We start from the raw sequence: 22,755 nt of genomic DNA, 5'->3' as shown, positions 1-22,755 counted from the left end.
GAAGTGCTGCAAAGACGCTTTGCGTATCCGAGCCTCGCGCTGGCCGGCTTGCTGTTCAACCTCGGGGTGTGGCTCGACAAGTTCATGTTCTGGTATGCGCCGGGTACCGGGTCGAAGGTGATCGGACCGTTGCATGCGTCGGTGATCTACGACATTCCGGTGTTTATTGCTTACCTGTGCGTGATGCCGGGTATGGCCACCTTTCTCGTGCGTATCGAAGCAGACTTCGTCGAATACTACGACGCTTTCTACAACGCGGTGCGCACCGGCGCGACGCTGCGTCATATCAACGACATGCGCGACATGATGGTCATCAGCATCCGCGCTGGCCTCTATGAGATCGTGAAGATCCAGGCCGTGGTGTTGTTGCTGATCCTCGCGTTCGGCAGGTGGGTGCTCGATGCGCTGCATATTTCAACGCTGTATATGCCGCTGCTGATCGTCGACGTGATCGCGGCAAGTTTGCAGGTGTTGCTGCTTGGGCTGATGAACGTGTTCTTTTATCTCGACGCGCGGCGAACGGTGCTGAAACTGTGTGTCGCGTTTGTCGTGCTGAACGGGGTGCTCACCGGGATGACGTTGAGGCTTTCGCCCGATACGTACGGCTACGGTTTCGCGTTGACGCTGCTTATTCTGGTGGTCGCGGCGGTGCGGATGCTCGATCGCAAGCTCGGCAAACTCGAATACGAAACCTACATGCTGCGCAATTAACGATGACCACGCTCGCCAATCTGTTTGCACGGCTCGGAGCATACGTGTCGTTGCGGGCCAGCGATGGATACCTCAAGTCACTAGGTGAGGCTTTGTGGCGTCTGACGTGTGATCGCGTGCGACGTGCAGACAGCGGCGCAGCCACGCGGGACGCACGAAGTTCTGATCACAAGTGTTAAGCGACTCGCTTCCCGCGGTGGCGTCGTCAAATTCATTTTGTAACCGAGGGAAGCGGACCTAACAGGGCATGTATCAAAGCGATGGCCTATCGAGTGATTCAGTGATTCTGCGACGCCTCGAGTATATGATTTTGCGTTGCCGGGGTTTCGGGTCCTTGAGTGATACAGTTGATCCCCAACCAGCCTCTGTCAACTTATAGGTCAGCCAATTGATTAGGAAAACGATATATACAGTTAAACGAAAATGCAAACGATTATCATATCATCGGGTCATCGAAGTTATGATGCGTGGGAATTTTAAGCCTACCGGGCACGAAGGCGAGAAGATCCGCCGCCGCGTACACCTTGTGGCGCCGAATGCCGTGTACCCATTGCTCACCTCGATGCGCATGTTGTGAGTAGTCTGAATGGCTCGACTCGATTGCATAAAAATCCACGCGAAATGCGAAATGAACGTGGGGCCAAGCGAAACTTGGATCTCATTTGGTGTCGTGGATTGACCATCCGTGCCCGAAGATTGCGAGAATACGCGGCGTAGGCGATTTGATGCGCGTGACGGGGCATATCGGGGCGTCGGAGTCATCGATCACGGGAAAGTCTGATATGGGTCGGACCGGCACCTCATTCATGCGGTCGGAAGTCCCGGGACCTTCTTCGTTCGAGAGCTCCGTTTGACGCGTGGAGACTGCATATGCGTGGATTGCTTATTACTGTGAGCGCCTCGCCACGGTGACTTTCGATCAGCCAGCCCCAACGATTTGAGTATCGGCAGCGATCTGTTATGCCGTCTGGTGGTGGTTACTTGGATTCCAGTTGAAGTTTCGCAGCGCGGAGATCCTGTACCGGATGCGCCGGCAGTGTACGGTTCTGCCTTATGTACGTCGTGCAGGCTACTGCTACGTCTTTTGGGCGGCGGGCAAAGAAATTTGCCTTGTCGATTTAACGTTGCGCGAAAAAGGGAGATTCGGTGGCAACTGTATTGCTGGCGGAGGATGATACGGGATTGCTTGACGCCATGGAGGCGTTGGTGAGTTCAGAAGGTTACCTTGTCATACGGGCGGTTAATGGTGTCGAGGCGCTGCGCTATGCGCGCGCTGAGCGCCCGGACCTTGTCATAACCGACTGGATGATGCCTGTTATGGATGGCGTAGGGCTCGTTCGTGCTCTCGCGAGTGACGCCCGGTTGTCGGGCGTTCCAGTAATTTTCTGTTCCGCTCTCGCGATGCCTCCACTTGGATTGCGATACGCCGAGTTTCTTCGCAAGCCTTTCGCTGCTTCTCGGCTGATTCAATTGATACGGACATTTGTGCCCTAGCTAGGGCCTGGCGCCAGCGAGATGACAAGCTGTGCGACAGCCTTTCAGAAACGGAGGTGGGTGCGGAGCTACTTGCTGGATGCTATGTGGGAGGGCAGTGACATAAGCCCGACTGGGAGTAAAGCAGAGTTCCACACTCGTGTTCTCCGAAGGGGCACACCCTAGCATGTTCGATGTCGGAATGCGGCTCGGCGGCGGCAACTCAACGACGTCGGTAGCGCAACGGTCTAGCGTTGCGGCATCACGCGGCCAGGTTTCGGATTGGGTTGTTCCCGTGGCGTGTATTTCGAATAAATTGAAATCCTCGAAACCTTTGATGGAAAAAAATGATGAATTTAGGATTGCTGAGGCAAACGAATGTGGACGATTCGCAACGCGCGAGTAACGGTGATTCGCTTTCTAGTGGTCTGGAACGAACGCTTGGGAAGCTGGCGGATAGTCTTGGCGCGCCGGCCGGTGGGCTAGTAGGTGCGGCCGTTGGTGGGCCGCTGGGTGGATTGCTGGGTACCGCGGTCGGCGGCCTGACTGGCGGCTTGGTCAACGAGATGGTGGGCGGCGGGGCTGGCTGATTTCCGGTTGCCTCAACCTCTTCAAACTCTTTCTATGCGGGCGTGTCCGGCTCTCACCTCGTGGGGTGGGACGGACGGCGCCCGCGAACGGCGTACGTGTGCGCACGATGCGGCGAGGTGGGACGCGCTTTGAGGTAACGTGCCCCTATGTGATTCGTCAAGCGGTAGGGGCGGATTTTGGTTGGTAGAGGGTGCCGTCGCGCAGCATGGCGAACAGTACGTCGCAGCGTCGTCGGGCGAGAGCGATGAGCGCCTGATTGTGACGCTTGCCCTGCTGGACCTTGCGCGCGTAATAGTGCCTCGAGATCGGGTCTCGCAGGGCAGCGAAAGCCGAGAGGAAGAGTGCTCTCCCGAGTACCTTGTTGCCCCGTCTGGACGGGTGTTCGCCACGGATGGACGAGCCCGGGCGTCGGGTCACCGGGGCGAGGCCGGCGTAGGCGGCTAGATGCGCAGCCGATGCGAAGGCTTTGTGAGCGACTTCAGTGAGGAGTCTGGCGGCGGTCCTGAAGCCGACTCCGGGCATGCCAGTCAGGACCGGCCAAAGAGGGGGGGCGTGCACCAGGCGTTCAACTTCGCTGGCAACTTCCTCGCGTTGCTTGCGCAAGGACGCGAGCTGCTGGGCAAGACGCCCCTCCGGACGCCCACGTCATCCACGCCATCCATCCGCGCCCCGAAGGAAGAGGTTTGCCACGCACCGGATCAAGTACAGGTTGTCCTGCGTCGCATCAGAATCATACTTTTTCCAATACAGGCGATGCCTTATAGCATAGGGCTAGAGTCGCCTGCCGCCAAAACATGGGTCTACATTGCCTCGTTGCACGAGCGTTGGCCTAGCTCGAAAAACGGACTAGCATACTCAGAGCTATTGCTTGCTATCGAAGGAAGCCCAGTGCGCTGTCATTGACGAGCCGACTCGCTTAAGGAAGTGTTGATTTAGGCAGCTGGGAATTGGGGCAATCGAAATGGTGATTGCGCATGTAATACCTATGCGGCGGCCTGTGACCACGGCAACGCTCAGCTTACGATTCGCGATGTTGCGACTGTGGTGTGCGTGTACCCCATTATCAGTCTGTGACCGACGAAGTTCCCGATAAGTCGCTCTTGCGTCCGGCAAGAGCTACTGGTTTTCTATCGAGCTGGATCGGTAAATAATTTGGTGCCAAATTGGCAAACGATTGGGAATTCCAGAACATCCAACCATGTGGTTGCGGCGTCCGCATTCCTCCGGCTGTCCCAGAAGCTTCTGGTCGGATGGGCGGGACTGCTCTGAGTGCAGGCGTGCAAGCAGGCAGCGTCGTCTGTGCCTAAAGGCCTGATCTCGGGAAGAGTGCATCGTTGGGTTTGCTCGCGAATTGCGGTGTTGTCGCACAAACCCCTTTGCGCCCATGATCCTTTGAAGATGGCGGCTCGGTGGTTGCACATACCGTAAGTGGTCGAATGGAGCTTGGCTCAGTGTTTGGGCGCGATATTACGCAACGGTACTAAGCCGCGCGGCGGTAAGGCACAGTGGGGAGTCGATATTGGAAATGCAGAGCAATCAGCAGGGCACCCCGCGAGTCGCTTCGGAGAGTACTCTCGTCGCGTCGCGAATGGTCGTTGGTCTATGCCAGGGATTGGCGCTCTATGTGCTGGTCAGTGCTATGCACGACCGCAGCGGGATCGCCAAGATTCCGGTTCTTTTCTTTCCGTTGATTCTTGTCGCTCTGTTTGTTCCGCCGACGATTGTTGTCGGCCTAAGCCAAATGAGGGCTGCCCGTTTACTGATGTGGGCCACTGTGCTTGCAGTAGGCGTGGCGGTCCTTGGTTACCACGTCGCATGGCGATTAGCGGGCACCGGAAGTGCCGACATGTCGCCGGTCCGTAACGATGCGGCTTTTCCGTCCGTGGCGGCGGTCTTCCACACGGGCCTGATCGTATTTATAGCGTTTTGCCTTGTTCTCGCTGGCGAAGCCGAAAGGTCCTGGTTTGCGCGCTATGAGTCGTACTTCGAAGTCAGCTGGAAACTGGGGCTTCAGGTATGCCTCTCCGCGATGTTTGTATGTGCGGTTTTTCTGGTCCTGTGGCTTGGTGCCGAGCTCTTCCTGCTGGTGAAGCTGCATTTTCTCGAGCAGCTTTTGCGTCGATCATGGTTCAACCTTCCTATCGGCGCGGTATCGTTCGCTTGGGCGCTGCAGATAACCGATGTGAGACCCGACATCAGCCAAGGCGCAAGGACGCTTGTCCTGTCGCTAATGTCGTGGCTCCTTCCGGTTCTCGTTGTCATTGCCGGCGGGTTTCTCGCATCCCTGCCATTCACTGGGCTTGGATTGCTATGGAGCACGCGGATTGCCACGTGGATTATGCTGAGTTTTGCGGCACTAAAAATACTCTTTGTGAACGCCGTGTTCAAAGGCGGAGCTCGATCTGACCAGATGTCCGGAATACTGCGTGTGTGCACGAGAGTTTTGTGCTTATTGCTTCCGGTGCTGGTGATTCTTGGGACTTATGCACTTGCGCTTCGCATCGGACAGTATGGGCTCACGCCGCGCCGAGTGCTGGCTTGTGCCGCAACGTCGGTCATTTGCGTCTACGCTATTGGCTACGCGTGGGCCGCGCTCGCCTGCACGGATATGTTTGCGAGAATCGCGCCAGTGAACGTGGTGACGGCGTGGATCGCACTTGCCGTTCTCGTTGCCTTGCTTACGCCACTGGCCGACCCCGCGCGTCTGTCAGTCACCAGCCAGGTGGCCCGTCTCCTTGCCGGGTCAGTCTCGCCCGGGAGGTTCGACTACAACTTCCTGCGGTACGGCTCCGCGAGATATGGGTTACAGGCGCTCGCGCGCCTGCAGGGCGAGATAGAGGGACCAAACGCAGCGGCCATCCGCGAGCTAAGCATCCAGGCTGCGCATCGGGCCGGCCCTGGCCTTTCGAGCGCCGCTCGCCCGAACGTTGCGACGCTAGCGAGTAACATCGTGTCGCGTAGTCCTGGACGGCCGGTTCCCGCATCGTTTCTTTCAGAGGACTGGAAGCAAGTCACGCAAAGGTGGGACCTGCCAGGTTGCCTGACCGGCGCCTCTGTGCAGTGCGAGGCATATCTTGTGGACCTGACCGGTAATCACAAAGCCAATGTCGTTCTCTTCCCAAACGGCGAAGGTGCTGGGTTCATTTTTGATGAGGTCCGCGATGGCGACTGGCAATTGGTGGGTAGGTTTTCTGTCGCACCGAACTGCGCCGCGGTTCGTGATGCCTTGGCGAAGGGGAATTTTCAGCTCGTTGAGCCGCGGCTACACGACATACGGGTTAATGGTGAGCGCATCGAAGTTCAGGCGATGCCAGCGCAAGACGCTCCATGCGTGAGATAAGTGTTCATAGTAAAAATGTTTGATTTTGGCTAACTTGGCATTGTAGCTGATGCCGGGTCGTGGATGAAGTGTGTCGTTACGCTGATGTCGATCAATTACCCTCTTCGGGATGCGCCAGCGTTGCCTTTCCCATAGAACTGGTTGAAAAGTTTGGCTTGCTCTTCCGCGTTTCCCTCCATACCGCGCGATCCGAATTCCTTCACGACGAATCGCTCGCCGTCAGGATCTTGACGCACCTCTCCATCGACACCTCCACCAACGCATCTCCCGTCGGCAAATTTTCGCCGTGTCAGGGGCACGGAGCCTGTAGCGCTGGTCCAGCGGCTCAAGCATAGACAAGGATATGGGGCATCGTACAAGCCGTCCGTTCTGGCCAATGAAAACCGGATCGTCACGGCGCTTGCACTGGACGCGTGAAGCGAAACGTGCGTCATCGCATCGATGCCCGATCAAAGTGCACGGATCACGGGCGCACAGGCTGAGGGAGTGCTGCCCGATGCAGGATATTTCGACGACGAGGTGATCGAAGCGACACCTGCCCAGCGATGTAGGGCTGCTGTGCCCTGACGGCCAATGGCCTGCCGGGTCCAGGGACGCACAAGCGCGCGTTTAACTACGATGAGCAAACCGACTCGTATCGTTGCCCTGCCGGGCAGATTCTTCTGCCAGAGGCGAAGACCAGAAAGACCCTGAATACGCGGGAGCATCGGGTGTACGGAACCAGCACCTGTGGCGATTACGATCTGCGCGCGAAATGCACAAAGGCCGGGCAGGGGCGGCGCATCAAGCGCTATCCGGGGGATGGACAACGCGAGGCGCTTCGCCAGGTGATGCAGCATCCGCAGGCCGGACGCATCTTCAGCCAGCGCAAGGCAATCGTTGCGCCGGTATTCAGTAGCCTGCGCGGTCAACAGGGATTGAACCGGTTTCGGCGCCGCGGGCTTGCAGCCGTCAGACGCGAATTTACGCTGCATGTCATGGCGTACAACCTGTCGCGAGCGGTGGCCCTGCAAAGGGCTCTATTTTCGTTTCTATGGGCGACTTATTCGCCCCGTGCAAGTCGGGGTCAACTTTACGCGCTCGATTTCTCGCCCGGCTTTAGAGCTTCAACCGCTGTCACTCGGGCTGCCTGATGATGCGTTTTGCGACAGCCTCTGGAAGCAAAGATTTCCCGTGCAAATCCGATAAACTCGGCCAGAGATGTGCGTCCGCAAAAGCGTCCCACAGTCACCTCACCGAAATCGTGATCGATTCGGCTCTGTGCCGTTTGCGTTTTCTTCGGGGATGTTCTGGGGCCGTTACCTTCGATCAGTGACCTTTATCTCTAATGTCAAAATCGATCTGGTTTTGACGCAGATTTATTCGTTAGAGTGTTCGCTATTCGTCGACTCGCGAGAAAAATAAGGGATGCGTAGGTTCTACGAACTTTAATTAACGTCCGCGAGATGCGCGTGGTTCATCAAATGAGGTGCTCGTGACGCAAGAGGCGTCGATGATGGCGTGCCCGTCGCTCCCATGTCTCTTCACGGTAAGGGTGCCTTAGTAAAGGAAAGAGAAGCTGGGTCATCTCGATAATCGGATGAGGGCGACGAAGAGGCGGTGTTCGTCGCGACGCGAGCTCAACCGTGCAGGGAATCTGAACTTGTTGTGGGAGGCAGGCAGGCTCACGATCTTTTGTGCATGCCAATACTAACGCGGTGTGGACTTTCGTGGATAAGGGGCGGCGGTCGGGCGGCGCTAGGTCAGTTAGATGTGCAGCCACCTACCCGCGTTGCCAATGCAAAGATGCGATCGCCAATTCATTGGGTTAATTGACCCACGTCTGCAAAAAATAGTCAACGAAACGTTCAAGAACACGAGCGCCTTACTCGGGCGCTAATTCCGTGGAAAAGGCGGATAGGACGAAACAGATAACTCTTCGGGTGGGTATCCAGTGCGGCCTCATGGGCGTGCTTGGTCCCCGCGGTGCCGATCGTTGTCGTCCGATGCGGTGTATTCCGGGTGCGGGAGACCAACCGAATTGACCAACCCTTGTTTCTGAGAGTGGTCACGATGCGGCATTTTACTGCGTCATTTTATTAATGAAAACGGATATCAGATTCGCCTTGCGTGGGTGCGCAATTGATAAATGGGTTTTGCATGGTGGTTGTTGGAAATTATACAAATGCGTCGGATAAATATTGAAGGAGACGAGAGTCATGAGTAGTTTGCCGAAGTCGTCGACATTGGGAGCTGTATTGGTGGCGCTGGCGTTGCTGCTGCCATTTGGGCGGGCTTATGCGGATAACTACTCTTCTGGCGGTAGCAATGGCACGAATGTGGATTCACCGGGAGAAGCCAACACGGGCGGTGCCTACCCCGCCGTTGCTGGCTCGGACGGTACTGCATTCAACGAGGCGTTCGGCCTGAATTCGACAGCCAACGGTGGCGAGGCAACATCGATGGGCGACGGTGCGAATGCGAACGGGGCAGGTGCGACAGCCATTGGTCGCGTAGCGAATGCCACCGGCGATGGATCAGCAGCCTTCGGCGCACGGTCAGTTGCGAACGGACTCAATACGACAGCATTGGGGGATGGCGCGCAAGCGCAGGCGTCAAACGCGACAGCGGTCGGTCGCAGTAGCATTGCGACGGCTTCTGACGCGACTGCTTTCGGCGTGGGTGCCACGGCCAACATCGCTAATTCCGTCGCGCTGGGCACTAGCTCAGTGACGACTGCCGCAACTGCTGTGTCCAGTATCAGAATCGGAAGTAACACGTTTAACTTCGCGGCACAAGTGCCCGTCGGGGTTGTGAGCGTCGGCTCGGTGGGCAAAGAACGACAGGTCCAGAATGTGGCGGCCGGGCGTATCACCGCGGATAGCACGGACGCGATTAATGGCTCGCAGCTATTTGCGACGACCCAGGCAGTCGACAACCTGTACATCGAGCTCAAGGCGATCTCCGGAAATCCTACTGGCAATGGGAGTGCGGCCGGCGGTGCAGATGCCACGGCGTCGGGCACGGACAGTTCAGCATTTGGCTCGAGCGCGCTTGCCTCGGGTAGCGATAGTTCCGCGATTGGATCGAATGCCGCTGCAACCGGCAACGAGAGCACAGCGATGGGCGCAAAGGCGATGGCATCGGGTAACGGTAGTACGGCAATAGGTGCGAATTCGATCGCATCCGGGACAAACAGCACGGCGCTTGGTGCGAATTCACGCGCGACCGGCAATAATTCCGTGGCCTTGGGTGCGGGGTCTGTGGCGAGCGAGGCGAATACCGTGTCGGTGGGCGCGGGCGGTAGTGAGCGACGTATTACCAACGTGGCGAATGGCATAAATCCGACCGACGCGGTGAACATGTCACAACTGCAAGGTGTTCAGCAAAGTATCAATTCGATTGCCCGCAGAGCCTATTCAGGCGTAGCTGGTGCCGTCGCGCTTTCGATGATTCCGGACGTCGATCCAGGCAGGACCGTCGCCGTTGGCATCGGGTCCGGTGATTTTCAGGGCTATGCCGCTGTTGCGCTTGGTGTCACTGCCCGTGTTGGCAATAACATTAAAGTTCGTGGCGGCGCAAGCACAAGCAGTGCGGGTACGGCTTGGGGTGGGGGTGTCAGTTACCAGTGGTAGCCCGCCTTTGACTGGATTCACGGCGGTAGGGGGCCGAGGCTGAACATCGCGGACGACTTTCTTCGCCGAGCGCGGATGTGGCTTGCGCTGTGCTCCGATGTAGTGCCTATGATTGGGAATGCCGTCGCCATACAGGGGGTTCTTTGTCTGATCCGATGTCCAGCATCCTGCTGGCTGCTCGAGATCCACGCAGCGATCATTGGAAAGACCGTGGTCGCAGCGACTGTCATTTTCCCTCGAAACGGATTTTTTTCAGCGGTACAGCGTGGGCGGAGGCAAGCGCGACCGCCGTACCTGTGGTGATCGGACATGCCCCGGTCATGGTTGCCAGTCTCGATGGAACATCGCGCGTAACCCGACTTGGCAATTACACGTTTCCCACAGCGAATGCGACACCGATCAGTGTGATGCCCTGATATAGGCTCTACGTGAAGCGGCGGAGCGAAGAATGGTTCCGGGCGCAATAGCCAGAAGAGCGCCGAGTGATTGGGACTATGCTCTGGGAAAGCCAGTTGCAAACGGTGAGATGATCCCGAATACGACCGTAGCGTTGTAAGAAACCCGGCTTGGATTGGAGAGCGCGCGAAGATCCACACGAGCGTTCCGGAACGAGAGCGATGTCCGTCATTGATGCGCCGCGAGCGTAAGCAGACCGGCGATCGAAAACGCTGGGCGTGCTGCGAGGACAGTCGCGTTGCGATAACTCATTCTTGAACAGCGCAAAATGTCAGAACGGCGACAAGCTTATTGCTTGGATTGAAACGGGAACTTGGCTAGACTGACTAGATAACTGAACCAGTCCTACCAGACCTCATGGCGTCACCACTTGAGTCTTCTCTGAGGAATTTCGACGAGAACAAAATCCGCAGTCCCGCAGTTGGCATGCGGGTGACCGTAGCGGACCATCGCAGCGAGGTTCCCTTCCATCAGCACCGCCAGGCCCAGTTGATTCTCACGCTCAAGGGCAGCGTCACGTGTGAGGCACCTCGCTCCATCTGGGTGGTTCCGCCGCGATGCGTTGTATGGATTCCTGGGCAGATGCTTCACAGCGTGAGGGCTACCGCAAACGCGCAGTTCTGTTACTTGTTCGTACAACCTGATACGGCACAATTGCCGAACGAGTGTTGCACACTTTCTATCTCACCCCTCGTTCGTGAGCTCGTTCTCCATATGACCAATGAGCCTGCGCAATACGATCCTGATAGCCCAGCTGGGCGCAAAGCTGCTGTACTACTCGAAGAGCTGGCAGACATGCCAATCGAGCGACTTTATTTGCCGACCTCCGGCGATCTCAGGATGCGCAAAATTGTCGCGATGTTGTCGGATCACCCGGCGGACCGGCGAACGTTGGCGCAATGGGGCGAACTGGTAGCGATGAGCGAACGTTCGCTTGCACGGCTTTTCCAGCAGGAGACCGGTCTGACGTTCGGGCGTTGGCGACAGCAACTGCACCTGATCGTTGCGATGCGAGAACTCGCGGCGGGCCGATCGGTGCAACGCGTAGCGGATCATCTCGGCTACGAGTCGGTGAGTGCTTTCATTACAATGTTCAAGAAGGCATTCGGCAAACCCCCAGCGCGTTATTTCGCAGAGCTGGAATGAGCCACGGAATTTGCCACCACGGCCGCGCTGAAGTGCTCGATTGTTCCCCCCGCAAGTCGGGCGCTAAGCCCGGGCATTGGAGCGTTTCGGAGCCGTTGTGAAAGTGGCTGCGATTATATGCCATGGCAGATAGCTTCGTGACGCGAGCGTCTGTCCAATCCATCAGATCACATGGCGGCGATGGTGATGCAGGCCCGCGCGGTATTACGAAGGCAGGCGGCGGCTGACCCGCGCAGTCGGCGGGTTACTGGAGCCTGTGGCGTCGGCTTTCATCAGATTTGCTCAGAAAAACCCTGCCCTTCACAGGCAGGGGAGGACTTCAACACCGACCTCGCGAGAAGCCCGATCGCTTCGGTGGTGTACCGCCAAACTGAAAAACCGCGAGGGGCACAGTCACGGGCTAGTCACGGCGAGCGAGTGAATGTACGGGCTCGCGTAGCTGCCCGTTTGCGCAGCGGCGGCCTTGCATGTGCGGACGAGCGCTCGACTCGATAGAACCTCAAGTTCGATCTATCCGCCGCCCCTTCGGGATGCCGGATGATGCGGTGTACTAGGCGCACTAGTGAGTAACGCGGGTGATACCGTCTTCCGATAACAGACGGACCCTGTCGCCCGGATTGAACAAGTCACCCGTATCGGCTTGTGTGACTGCGCGTAACTCGCCATTATCGAGGCGCACAGTGATCTCTACGCCGTTTTTCTTGGCCGCCTCGTTCTCGAGAGCGTTTCCGACCGCCGCGCCTGCGAGACCACCAACGATACCGGTAATAATTGAGCCTGTGCCGCCGCCGATCCGGCTACCGGCCAACCCACCGATCACGCCACCGCCGACCAGGCCAAGGCCTGACGGGTCTCCGTTGTTTGAACTGATTATCACCTGACGTACGCTATCGACGGTGCCCATTTGCACGGTTTCCTCGCGTTGGGCTTGCGATGCTGTATAGACATCGGGCGAGCTACTGTTATAGGCACAGCCCGCCAGCGCGAGCGCACTGACCATCGCGGCGATCGCGATTGAAGAGAGCGCCCCGATCAACGGGCGGTGCGTTAAATGACTCATTGTTTTCATGGTTGGACACTCCAGGTGACGTTCGCTCAAAGGCCCAGGATCAGTACCCGGTTGGGGGGGGACACGAACAGTGGCAGTGTTAGCTTGCAGATACGTACATGCGCCGGGCGCCCGGAATTGCCGCTGCCTCTTGGCACCCGGTCTTTCATTGCACGAAGAACGACTCCCGTTCATGCCGATCCATCGTCGCGACGAATATCAAATGAGCAAAGGGACCATTGGCAACATCGTGAGCGGCACGTTCAAATCATACACATTGCGGTCGTGAGTTGAATAATTCCATGCTAAAAGCCATTAAATTGTTTATGTGCGTATTTTTGATATGCTTGGTTTATCATTTTTTTAAGATTTTGATGGCATTACGATCGAGATCAAGAGTGGTTCGCTTAATCGGATGAAACCGGGCTGTGGTATGGGACACCGCAGTGATCCCGGTTAATGTAGAGCAATGGACGGTTTTGATTCGAGAAGTCGCGTTCGAACCTTAGAAGAGTGGTAACAACGTTTCAGACCCGTCGGTGAATCGAAGAACCGTTGTCGCCCCCCCCTCTCTTTGCGTCCACAAGAAGTCATAGACGGCAAGGGCTCGTCGGACTACGTCAGAAAGGCTGTCAGCATGAATACGGTCCTTAAGACCTTCGATCTGTTCCTTTGCCTCGGGAGAAATATCAAAATTGAGTCTGAACTTGACTTGCTTTGCTGAGGGGTTCATTGGATTTCCAATAATTACCGGTGCTGAGAGATCTGCGACGTTACCACGTTGCTCCATTGCCAATGTTCCGGAGCGCCAGCCCGCGGATGAGCCGAACGAAGCCGTTTGGCCGTTCGTTGGAGGAGGCATGGGCACTCGATGGCAGTTGAAAAATGTCTTCGTTATGCGACGCGCTTGATAGTGCGCTGTATTGCGATTACTCACAAATCACTAGGCGAAACGTAGCGCGGTCGCGCGAAAGGAATTTGCACGCGCAAGAAATCTGCGAAGCGTTCTTGATCTGTCCGTTTCAGGGGACGCTTTTTTTCCCTCAGGAAACCATTAGAATTACCAGATTCCGGGTCAATTAAGAGGCAATGCACGGAACGTCATGAAAGGAGTCGGTGCTCGCTTTCGTCGCTTCACTGGTGTCCGCGTGGCAAGCGAAGAAGAGGTAATTGCTTGCGAGCACGCTGTACGTCGGATGGGTTCTTTCACGCCACGTGCGTGAGAGCGCGCGAATCGTTAAACGAATTGACGCCAGATAGACGGTTCCGAATTCTATACGGATGTTGAAGAATATTTCTCACTGACATGCATGGTCGTCCATTCTTCAGCAATTGTCGGATGAAGAGCGACGGTGCGGTCAAAATCATGCTTCGTTACGCCGGCACTTAGCGCAACGGCGATCAGCTGGATCATCTCCGCAGCGCCCTCTCCGATGGCCTGAGCGCCGAGGACCCTATCATTGGTGCGGTCAACCAGAAGTTTGATATTCACACGCGGAGTGCCTGGATTCATCGCCGAAGTCAAGGATGTGAAACTGCTTCGGAATATTTCCAGCTCCGGACAAAGAAGGCGCGCCTCCGACTCGCTCATACCCACGACTGCAACTTCCGGTGTGGAAAAGATGGCTGTGGGAATGTTCCTGTAATTAAATCGGGAATGCTCTTTGCCGAAAACTCGATCGGCAAACGCCTGTCCCTCGCGGATTGCCACGGGAGTGAGATTGACTCGATTTGTAACGTCGCCGACGGCATAGAGCCAGGGGACAGACGATTGACCGGTGGCGTCGACAATAATTGCACCGGTGGAACCCAGCTTGACACCAATCGCCTCCAGGCCCAGGTCACGTGTGTTGGGGCGGCGGCCTGCCGCAAGTATTACGGCCTCAACGTCCACGCAGAGACCGGAAGACAGGGCTACCCGGAGCACATCGTCCGCGCGGTCAATGCGGCTAACTGTTTCCGCGAGCCGCAGGTCAATGCCGCGTCTACGATACGCACGCTCCAGTTCAATCTGAATATCGCTGTCAAAGCCGCGAAGGAGTTTCGCTCCTCTGTGAACCAGGCTCGTTTTCACGCCCAGTCCGTGCAAAAGCCCGGCGAATTCGATGGCAATATAACCACCTCCAATAATGAGCGCACGTGGTGGGAGATTCCCAAGTTCGAAGACGTCGTTCGAGTCGATGGCATACCCGATTCCGGGAATATCAAGGTCGCGGTTCGGGGAACCACCTGTCGCGACCAGTATGCGCTTTGCCCGGATGCGCTCCAGGGTGCCGCGAATTAGTATTGTGTTCGGGCCATCTATGGTAGCGTGCCCCTCAACGAGAGCTACGCCGGCTTGCGCGAGTCCTGATCGGTAGAGCCCTTCCAGTCTGGCGATCTCGACGTTCTTGTTTCCGAGCAAGGTCGGCCAGTCGAAGCGGGATTCACCCAATTGCCAGCCGAAGGCGGCCGCGTCGCTGAGTACCTGGTTGACGCGGCTCGCATAAACGAAGAGCTTTTTCGGAACACATCCGCGCACGACACAGGTCCCACCGACCCGGCTTCGTTCGGCTATCGCGACGCGCGCGCCGTGGCTGGCCGCAACCCGCGCGGCGCGCACGCCACCAGAGCCTGCACCGATGACAAACAGGTCGACATCAAATGTTTTCATGAAAGGGGTGACTCGATTCGTGAGCGGTCGTCTTGACGAGTAGGATCCGCCAATGAAAAGGCAGCTCGGGGGCGTCTTGGGCGCGCTCTATTTACAGTAAGTATTCCTGATGGACTCACATGAAAATGCTCAGACGACGGAAGGTTGCTGTAATAATTTCATCCCGGTTCCTTCACTGCCGCGTGAAAGTAGACGAGGCAGTCTTCGCAGGCGTATTACGCAATAAAAGATCGGTTCATCCATAATCCAGCGGGTCCTGTAGCGTCTTGTCGCGGCTCGAACGGTTGATAAATCGATCCCGACGCGAAGCATGAGCGGCATGTTGTTTCGCGTTTCTGCAGCGGCGACTGGGTCCCTACACAATCAATGTTAGGCGGGGCCGCTTGAGGTTGGTGGACGATCGCGTCGCATTGGCTGCAAGCTCCGCCACATGCCTCCGTATGGGGGGCGTTTGCGAGCGCGCGTGACGGGTGCATCAACCCCGTTGCGCGCGCGGTACGTGGATATCTCCGGATACCCAAATAGCCGCGCGCCGTGCTCGTCCGTTGAAGAGGTTCCATTGGAGTGGCTTCTGTGCTGTCGAAGTGGCGCGGGTAAAACGCAATCTAGCCTGGACCGATGATCGAATTGTTGTCGACCCTCACACGTTGGCCGACGGCGACGTTCGGTTGCTGTTTATACGTTATCACCCGGTTCGACCCGTCCGGCATGCGTACCCGAACCTGGTAGAGAGTTTCGCTTCGTAGATGCTGTTCGACCTGGTTGCCGACCAGCACGCCCCCTAATGCCCCCGCTATGGTCGCGGCGGTGCGGCCTCGGCCATTGCCGATCTGGTCGCCGAGCAGGCCTCCAGCGACAGCGCCACCTACGGCGCCCAACCCTGAGTCTCCGCCTTCCTTCTTGATCGGCGTAATGGATTCGACGACGCCCACATTGCGGTCAGTGACTTCCGGATAAGGTGGTTGCGGCGGAAGGTACTGCTGTGGTTGCTGGTTGTACTTCGGCTCGTACTGTTGTGGTTGCTGCGTGTACTTAGGCTCGGAGTTTTGTGGTCGGTGTGAGTACCTCGGCTCGGTCCGGGAATGCGCGGGTTCAGTGCGTGAGCGCTCTGCGGCAGGGGCGCTCTGTTGTGGGGCGGGCGCAACTGATTGCGGCGCTGACGCAATGGGGGCCGCGGACGCAGCTTGCGCCACCGCGGTTGCGCCATCCCCTTTGGATCTGGGAAAGACCCCCGTCATTACCGCAACAGCAACCACGCTGACCAGAATGACGGCGCAGGCGGCCGCAGCAATCAACGGATGGATACCCTTGGACTGCGGAACGTTACTGTTCATAGTGAATTCCTCATGATGTGCTTCTCTGCTTCGCTCGGTATGATGAAACGGTCCGAATTTCAACCACTCATCACCTTGATTTTCGGGTCATCAAACGAGGCCACAATGGGAAGTCTTTCACTCAAGCGCGATCAAACGGCAAAGGGCGAGGAGTAGGGGCGCCGTGCTCCTTCCACGCCGTCGATGCTATGGCGTGCGAATATCACGCGCAATAATCGAATATTCACGATTTGAGGCAGTGCAATTCCGATGCGGGAAGGAACGCGAGGCAAATTCGCACGCGCACTCCTGATGGCAGCACCGATACCCGGATTGGTCGGAAGCGGGCCCGATGGGCGGGCTCGGCGCAATCGTCATGAAGCTCCGTCTCACGCTATCGAACTCCGTTCTGGAATGACTGCCTGCGGGATTCACCAGGGGAACGCCCACACACCCACGCGCCGCCGTACTCATATTCGAGTTAAGGCAGACGCACCCCATCATCTATGTGGCGCGGGTTTAGCAGACTGTCATCACGCGAGCGGGGAGCGTACGTTGCTTTTCAATTCTAATTTTACAATTAAATCGGATTTACTCGTGATTTTAGTCGGGTCCTATATATATATTGGAGATCGTCGAGCGTGCGATATTCAGGCATTTTGTTCTCGATATTCTGTTTTTATTGATTGCGATTTCGGATTTGTGGCATCCTTAGTTCAAGGGTGCGATCTCGAATTGATTGGCTGCGCGTTGTCAGGGGCGCCGGTTATTTTGAAAAACAGGAGAGAGGTTGCGATTGGCGCGGTTTTGAGTTCTTTAAACGTAGCGTCAGATTCGAACCGGAATGGCGGATTGTGTGGCCCGCGGGGCCCCAAGGGCGGTTTCGGGTGTCCCCGCGAGGGATCATAAGAGCCGCGCGGGCGATGATGGGTCGCAGCGATGAAGCTCCGGTAGGACGAGCGATCCAGAGAGGCGCAAGGATAGTTCTGCTGCGTCAGTGCGACGCATGAACAGCGTTGCCCAGAGTGTTTCGTGTTCAAGCGTGACAAGCGCGTTCGTTTTGCGCGATACAGGCTCTCAGGTGTGCGAGTTCTCGGTGTGTGCAAATCAGCGAAACATGAGTCCCGTTCTGGCCGACACGCCGTATTGCGGCCCATGGGCTATACAACCATAGAACGACTGGTCCTCGAACATGAATTCAATAAAATTCTGGGTAAGCGTAATGGCAATCTCTACACTTGCCACCGCTGGCGTGGCTGGCGCTCAGGAAATGCCGGTACCGACGCAAGTGCACTCGGAATTTGCCGGGCCTTACGTTGGTATCAAGCTCGGCGAAAACTGGTCAAATGCGAAAGGTGTGGTGAACACCGCTACGCGCGCCAGGACATTTTTCGGCGCGATGGCCGGATATGGTTTCGATGTGGGACCTTTCGTGTTGGGTCCCGAAGTGTTCGCCGATCTTCATAACGGCTCTACCACTGGGCGCGACGCAGGCGTCGATGCCCGCATCGGACTGCCGATCAACCGGATTATGCCGTACGCGCGCATCGGATTCACAGGAATATCACCCGACACCCGGTTTCACGGCGGCCTCGGCGTTGAATATGCAGTTTCCGAGGACGTCCATGTCGGACTCGAATGGGCGGCTGATACGTCGCATACAAACGGTACGAAGAGAAACAACAATAGCTTAACCGTCGGGCTGCAGTACTATTTCCAATAATGCGCTATATCGTGTGCTGATTGTGGATTTTTGAGTCGGCGAGGTGGAAATGGCGGCCCGATGAATCATGGCGGCTTTTGCCGAGTGAAATGGGGTTGCTGATTTTCGCGAAAAAACAGAGTGTCTGATGCCAGTGGTTTGGGAATCCCTACAGGACGTTTGTTATGGTGCAATGGAATAAACAGGCGAGCGAGCGTCAGATCCGGTTGCAGGCAGCCTCCTCCTTTGCCAGGGGAAAGTACGTTGACGCTCGTGACGCGACAGCATTGCTGGAGGCGGTGCTTCGTCCCGGAGATCGACTGTGTCTGGAGGGCGACAATCAGAAGCAGGCCGATTTTCTCGCCCGAGCCCTAACGCAAGTCGATCCGACGCGTGTTCATGACCTCCATATCGTGCAATCGGGGGTCACGCTACCGGAACACCTCGACCTATTCGACAACGGGATTGCTCGCAAGCTAGATTTTTGTTACTCCGGTCCGCAGGGACGCCGGATCGCACGTGCGTTGGAGAAAGGCCGGATCGAGCTCGGGGCGATCCATACGTATCCTGAGCTCTTCGCACGATACTTCATGGATTTGACACCGAAAGTCGCATTAATTGTGGCGCGTCAGGCTGATCGCGACGGCAACCTGTATATGGGGCCCAATTCGGAGGACACTCCGACAATCGTCGAGGCGACCGCGTTCAAGGACGGGATCGTTATTGCGCAGGTGAATGAGATTGTCGACACCGTACCACGCGTCGATCTGGTATCCGATCAGGTGGATTTCATCATCAAATCCCCGAACCCTTTCTACATTGAACCGCTCTTTACGCGCGATCCGGCCAGTATCACTGAGACGCAGATTCTTATGGGCATGATGGCTATCAAGGGTATCTATGCCGAATATGGCGTCCAGAGTCTCAATCATGGTGTTGGCTTTCCTACGGCCGCTATTGAACTGCTCCTTCCTACTTATGCTGGGAGTCTGGGTCTAAAGGGCAGCATTGCGACACACTGGATGCTAAATCCACATCCGACGCTGATCCCCGCGATCGAAAGTGGCTGGGTCAGACAGGTGTATTCTCCTGGTGCTGAACTTGGGATGGATGCTTACGTTGCCGCTCGGCCGGATATCTATTTTGTTGGTCACGATGGTGAGTTGCGCACCAACCGGATGCTTGCCCATAACGCAGGGCACTATGCCTGTGACATGTTTATTGGCTCCACGCTGCAGATCGATCTGGAGGGAAATTCATCAACAGTGCGCGTTGATCGCATCGCAGGCTTTGGCGGTGCGCCAAATCTTGGGGCCGACGCGCGCGGCCGAAGACACACATCACCGGCCTGGCATAAGGCGGGTCAAGAAGAGGCGACTTCAAAGCCCAGGCGCTTGCCTCGGGGTCGCAAGCTGGTGGTCCAGATCGTTGAAACGTTCGGTGAGGGACTCGCGCCCACCTTCGTCGAAAGGCTGGACAGCATTACGCTAGCGGAGAAAACCGGACTTGCGTTGCCTCCAGTCATGATTTATGGAGAGGACGTTACGCATATCGTCACGGAGGACGGTATTGCGAATCTTCTGTTGTGTCGAGGCCCTGAAGAGCGTGAACAGGCCGTCCGGGGGGTTGCCGGGTACACGGAAGTGGGCAGGGCACGCGACAGGAAAATGGTTGAAGCGTTGCGCGAGCGCGGTGTGATCCGTCGAGCCCGGGACCTGGCCATTAATCCGCTGGATGCCAATCGTCGATTGTTGGCCGCGCGTTCGATCAAGGATCTCGTGAGATGGTCCGGAGGCCTTTACGAGCCAACGGGCAAGTTCCGGAATTGGTAAAGGATAGGCATATGGAATCGTTAAGGCGGGTTCACGCGACCCTGCACAGATTGCCCGGAGAAAAGGCAAGAGTGATTCTTGGGGTGGTCGCTTCGGGAAATCTCGAAGTACTGGCCGAACGCGTTTTGGAAGATGGCGTTTGCGAGGTTCATGTGTCAACGGCCGTGGCTGGGTATGGCGAAATCTGGACAGCAGTCGTGGCGGACTTTATCGAACAGTACTCTCCTGGCGGAGTACGTTTTTCGATCAACGATGCTGGCGCGCGTCCAGACGCCGTATTGTTGCGCCTTGCTCAGGTGTGCCATGCTTTGATGGAGTAACCATGAGTACTATATCCTCGTCGATGAGCGTAGGCGCAAGCTGGCTGGAATCAACCGCGAGAGAACGTTTGACAGGCTTGCTGGATCCAGACAGCTTCAATGAATTTGTGGGCCCGTGGGAGCGTGAGGCGAGCCCTCATCTTGCCCGGTTCAACCTGCCGGCGTCATTTGATGACGGCATCGTGGTTGGCAGTGCGTCGCTGAATGGACAGCCGATCTGGATTGCCGCGCAGGAGGGGCGGTTCATGGGAGGGACTTTTTCCGAAGTCGCTGGGGCAAAGCTGGTAGGTTTGCTGCGGGTGGCTCGTGCGTTTGCGCAACAGGGCAAGCCACGTGCGGTGTTGTTGCTTCTTGACAGCGGTGGAGTTCGTTTGCAGGAAGCGAATGCCGGAGAGCTGGCCGTCTCGGAGGTAATAAGGGCGTTGCTTCAGGCGCGCAGCACGGGACTTCGCGTGATCGCGTTGATCGGCGGTACGGCTGGAGCGTTTGGCGGGGGCGGTATTGTGACCGCGTGCTGTTCAGATATCGTCGTGTCGGAACATGCGCGCATAGGGGTCACCGGGCCCGAAGTGATTGAAATTAACAAGGGCGTCGAGGAGTTCGACTCAAAGGATCGTGCGCTGGTTTGGCGTATCACGGGCGCTCGAACGCGCGTATTGACGGGTGGAGCGGATCGATATGTTAAAGACGACATGGAAGCCTTTCGTCGTGTTGCCATCGAACTCTTGACGCATCCGGCGTCGTTGGATCTTGAGCTGTTAAAGGGGGAACAACGGCGCCTGAAAAACAGACTGGACGACTTCCGGGATTGTGAGGACGCTCTGGACATCTTGCGCAAGCGGGGTTGGAACCACCCTGAACGAATGTTCGAGATCGACGACGAGCAGTTCCTGTGCGAATTAAAGAAAATTGGTGAGGAATCCCATGTCGCACGATGAATTGTTAAGCGCACTTTTTCCCGATGGCGTTGCTTTGCAGCCGGATGACATGGGAATAATAGAGGGTGAGCAGAAGCTGATGGACGGAGCGACGGTCAGCGTAATTGGCCTGGTTAATGGCGATCCTGTTGGTGCGGAGCAGGCAATTCATCTGGCGGCGTGCGTGCTGCGCCATATCAACATGCATGCCGGTCGCCCGCTGGTTTCAATAATCAACGCGGGGAGTCAGTTGATGTCAAGGCGTGAAGAATTGCTGGGACTCAACGAGTACCTTGCGCATCTTGCGAAATCCATGTACATGGCGTCGACCACCGGAAGTTATACCGTTTCGATTCTTTACGGAACGGCCGCAGCAGGCGCAATGATTGCGACGGCGATGGCCACAGACGCCTTGATCGCTGTCGCCGGTGCGGCGCCCAGCGTAATGGACTTACCCTCGATATCGAGGGTGACGAAGTTGCCACTTGAGCGACTCGAGAAAATGTCGCAAGGTACTCCGATTTTCGCTCCAGGCGTCGAGCCATTGCTGAACATGGGTGCCATTGCTGAGGAGTGGCATACACCAGACGAGTTCGCCGCGCGCCTACAAGGGCTGCTGGCCGTAGGACAGCCAAACGTTGATAGCCGTGACGAGCTCGGTGTCAGGCGACACGGCCGTCTTACGGCTGAGCGTATTGCACGACGCGTGCGAGACGAGGCGCTACGAAATGCCTGAGGGTCGGCACATAGCGTTAGTCGGCGCGGAGCGCTCGCATGCGTCTTGCTGGAAGAATTGACCGCAGAGGTGGTTTCCTTTTTCCTTGGGCCGAATCGAGATTTGAGGGAGTAATTCCGCCATAGTCTCCCAGCGTGGACAGCACTGGTCGGGTTACTGTGCGTCCTTCGCATGCAGTGATAGGTGCGTCGCAGATCTGAGATTGCTTGTGGAATTGAGCAGCGTTCCGCGAAAAGAAGGAGCAAGGCGAGCCGTTGCTGCAGCGGACTTTGGACGTTTTCCGTTTCGACAGACATGTAGGGTCGTCAGTCTCACAAACGGTGGGTTAACGACGTTGCGGCGCTTAACGACACGAAATAATATGAGTGACGGCCCGGATATGGAATTGTTGTGGGATGTAACGCGTGACCAATGCGAGACATCGCATTCACTTTTTTTTCGAACAGCTGCGGTTGATGCGTGGATCGTTCCAGAATCAAACGAAAAAAACGTTCTCGAAAATTGTGCTTTTTGTTGTCGCGAACCAACGAATACAGATGGAACAATAAAGCTTCCCGTCGCGAAGAGGATGGATTGTATTCGCGTGCTGCCGTACAGGCGGTTACATGGGCACGGCCGCGACATATGAGCCTTCCACCGACGTTTTCATCAGGAGCCGATGCGCAACCGTCAGGATTTTCCGACGAGGCGTATTGCGCGTTCGTTGCAGCAACTGCACATCGGGTCTTACTGCTGGAGTTGATAACGTGGCCAAAACCAGGATTGGTCTCGCATATCGACTCCGGGAGCCACCTATTGAGTTTCCCATAAAACATGACAACCGATTCGATGCTGGCGCGTTATATCTCTAACGGATTGAATGGAGATACGCGCCATGGCAAAGAAGCCGTTGGACGAGGCAAC

Annotated in this window: 16 protein-coding genes and 1 pseudogene; 12 read left to right on the top strand and 5 right to left on the bottom strand. The window is 56.7% G+C overall.

Translation table 11 applies throughout. The features are described 5' to 3' along the window. From pelG to HV796_RS43515, 3 genes are all read left to right on the top strand, one after another. A partial coding sequence (pelG, locus tag HV796_RS35155; RefSeq protein ID WP_175232487.1) for an exopolysaccharide Pel transporter PelG occupies positions 1-711 on the top strand: 711 nt, incomplete at its 5' end. Positions 712-1,857: 1,146 nt separating this feature from the next. After that, complete coding sequence (locus HV796_RS35150) at positions 1,858-2,205, top strand: response regulator (protein WP_175232486.1); 348 nt, start codon at positions 1,858-1,860, stop codon at positions 2,203-2,205. A 326-nt stretch (positions 2,206-2,531) separates the two neighbouring features. After that, on the top strand, positions 2,532-2,774 hold the full coding sequence (locus HV796_RS43515) for a hypothetical protein (protein ID WP_217478087.1): 243 nt from the start codon (positions 2,532-2,534) through the stop codon (positions 2,772-2,774). Positions 2,775-2,931: 157 nt separating this feature from the next. Here the strand turns inward: HV796_RS43515 and HV796_RS35145 are convergent. After that, a pseudogene (locus HV796_RS35145) lies at positions 2,932-3,402 on the bottom strand (transposase); the annotation flags it as partial. Positions 3,403-4,300: 898 nt separating this feature from the next. Between HV796_RS35145 and HV796_RS35140 the strand changes: the two are divergent. The 4 genes from HV796_RS35140 to HV796_RS35125 all read left to right on the top strand — a co-directional run bounded on the left by HV796_RS35140 (position 4,301) and on the right by HV796_RS35125 (position 11,331). Next, a complete protein-coding gene (locus HV796_RS35140; protein WP_246356210.1) occupies positions 4,301-6,115 on the top strand; it encodes a DUF4153 domain-containing protein in 1,815 nt (604 codons plus the stop codon). Positions 6,116-6,678: 563 nt separating this feature from the next. Beyond that, positions 6,679-7,248 (top strand): transposase, encoded by a 570-nt coding sequence (locus tag HV796_RS45995; RefSeq protein ID WP_175232489.1) that lies wholly within the window; start codon positions 6,679-6,681, stop codon positions 7,246-7,248. A gap of 1,065 nt (positions 7,249-8,313) precedes the next feature. After that, positions 8,314-9,729 carry a YadA family autotransporter adhesin gene (locus HV796_RS35130; RefSeq protein WP_175232484.1) on the top strand — a complete coding sequence of 472 codons (1,416 nt, stop codon included), beginning with the start codon at positions 8,314-8,316 and terminating at the stop codon, positions 9,727-9,729. 813 nt (positions 9,730-10,542) lie between these two features. Further along, complete coding sequence (locus HV796_RS35125) at positions 10,543-11,331, top strand: AraC family transcriptional regulator (RefSeq protein ID WP_175232483.1); 789 nt, start codon at positions 10,543-10,545, stop codon at positions 11,329-11,331. Positions 11,332-11,890: 559 nt separating this feature from the next. On the opposite strand, the gene HV796_RS35120 is transcribed toward HV796_RS35125, so the two are convergent. From HV796_RS35120 to HV796_RS35105, 4 genes are all read right to left on the bottom strand, one after another. Then, the gene (locus HV796_RS35120) at positions 11,891-12,331 is read right to left on the bottom strand and encodes an outer membrane lipoprotein (RefSeq protein WP_377694549.1); all 441 of its coding nucleotides are present in this window, start codon (positions 12,329-12,331) and stop codon (positions 11,891-11,893) included. A 553-nt stretch (positions 12,332-12,884) separates the two neighbouring features. Then, positions 12,885-13,241 (bottom strand): hypothetical protein, encoded by a 357-nt coding sequence (locus HV796_RS44445; RefSeq protein WP_246356208.1) that lies wholly within the window; start codon positions 13,239-13,241, stop codon positions 12,885-12,887. A gap of 411 nt (positions 13,242-13,652) precedes the next feature. After that, positions 13,653-15,032 carry a glutathione-disulfide reductase gene (gene gorA / locus HV796_RS35110; protein ID WP_175232481.1) on the bottom strand — a complete coding sequence of 460 codons (1,380 nt, stop codon included), beginning with the start codon at positions 15,030-15,032 and terminating at the stop codon, positions 13,653-13,655. Between the two features lie 605 nt (positions 15,033-15,637). Continuing rightward, complete coding sequence (locus tag HV796_RS35105) at positions 15,638-16,429, bottom strand: outer membrane lipoprotein (RefSeq protein WP_246356207.1); 792 nt, start codon at positions 16,427-16,429, stop codon at positions 15,638-15,640. A 1,138-nt stretch (positions 16,430-17,567) separates the two neighbouring features. Here HV796_RS35105 and HV796_RS35100 point away from each other — a divergent pair. The 5 genes from HV796_RS35100 to HV796_RS35080 all read left to right on the top strand — a co-directional run bounded on the left by HV796_RS35100 (position 17,568) and on the right by HV796_RS35080 (position 21,852). After that, entirely contained in the window at positions 17,568-18,068 is a 501-nt protein-coding gene (locus tag HV796_RS35100) for an outer membrane protein (RefSeq protein WP_246356206.1), read from the top strand. A gap of 164 nt (positions 18,069-18,232) precedes the next feature. Beyond that, a complete protein-coding gene (mdcA, locus tag HV796_RS35095; RefSeq protein WP_175232478.1) occupies positions 18,233-19,879 on the top strand; it encodes a malonate decarboxylase subunit alpha in 1,647 nt (548 codons plus the stop codon). An 11-nt stretch (positions 19,880-19,890) separates the two neighbouring features. Further along, positions 19,891-20,199: a malonate decarboxylase acyl carrier protein gene (mdcC, locus tag HV796_RS35090; RefSeq protein ID WP_175232477.1), complete on the top strand. Its 309-nt coding sequence runs from the start codon at positions 19,891-19,893 to the stop codon at positions 20,197-20,199. Between the two features lie 2 nt (positions 20,200-20,201). Beyond that, complete coding sequence (locus tag HV796_RS35085; RefSeq protein WP_175232476.1) at positions 20,202-21,137, top strand: biotin-independent malonate decarboxylase subunit beta; 936 nt, start codon at positions 20,202-20,204, stop codon at positions 21,135-21,137. Continuing rightward, positions 21,124-21,852, top strand: coding sequence for a biotin-independent malonate decarboxylase subunit gamma (locus tag HV796_RS35080; RefSeq protein ID WP_175232475.1), 729 nt, complete (start codon positions 21,124-21,126; stop codon positions 21,850-21,852). Before HV796_RS35085 ends, HV796_RS35080 begins: the two co-directional genes overlap by 14 nt. Positions 21,853-22,755: the final 903 nt, after the last annotated feature.

The organism is Paraburkholderia humisilvae (assembly GCF_902859855.1).
GTDB lineage: Bacteria > Pseudomonadota > Gammaproteobacteria > Burkholderiales > Burkholderiaceae > Paraburkholderia > Paraburkholderia humisilvae.
The sequence above is the reverse complement of the archived record's forward strand: the minus strand, read 5'-3'. Positions and strand labels throughout refer to the sequence as shown.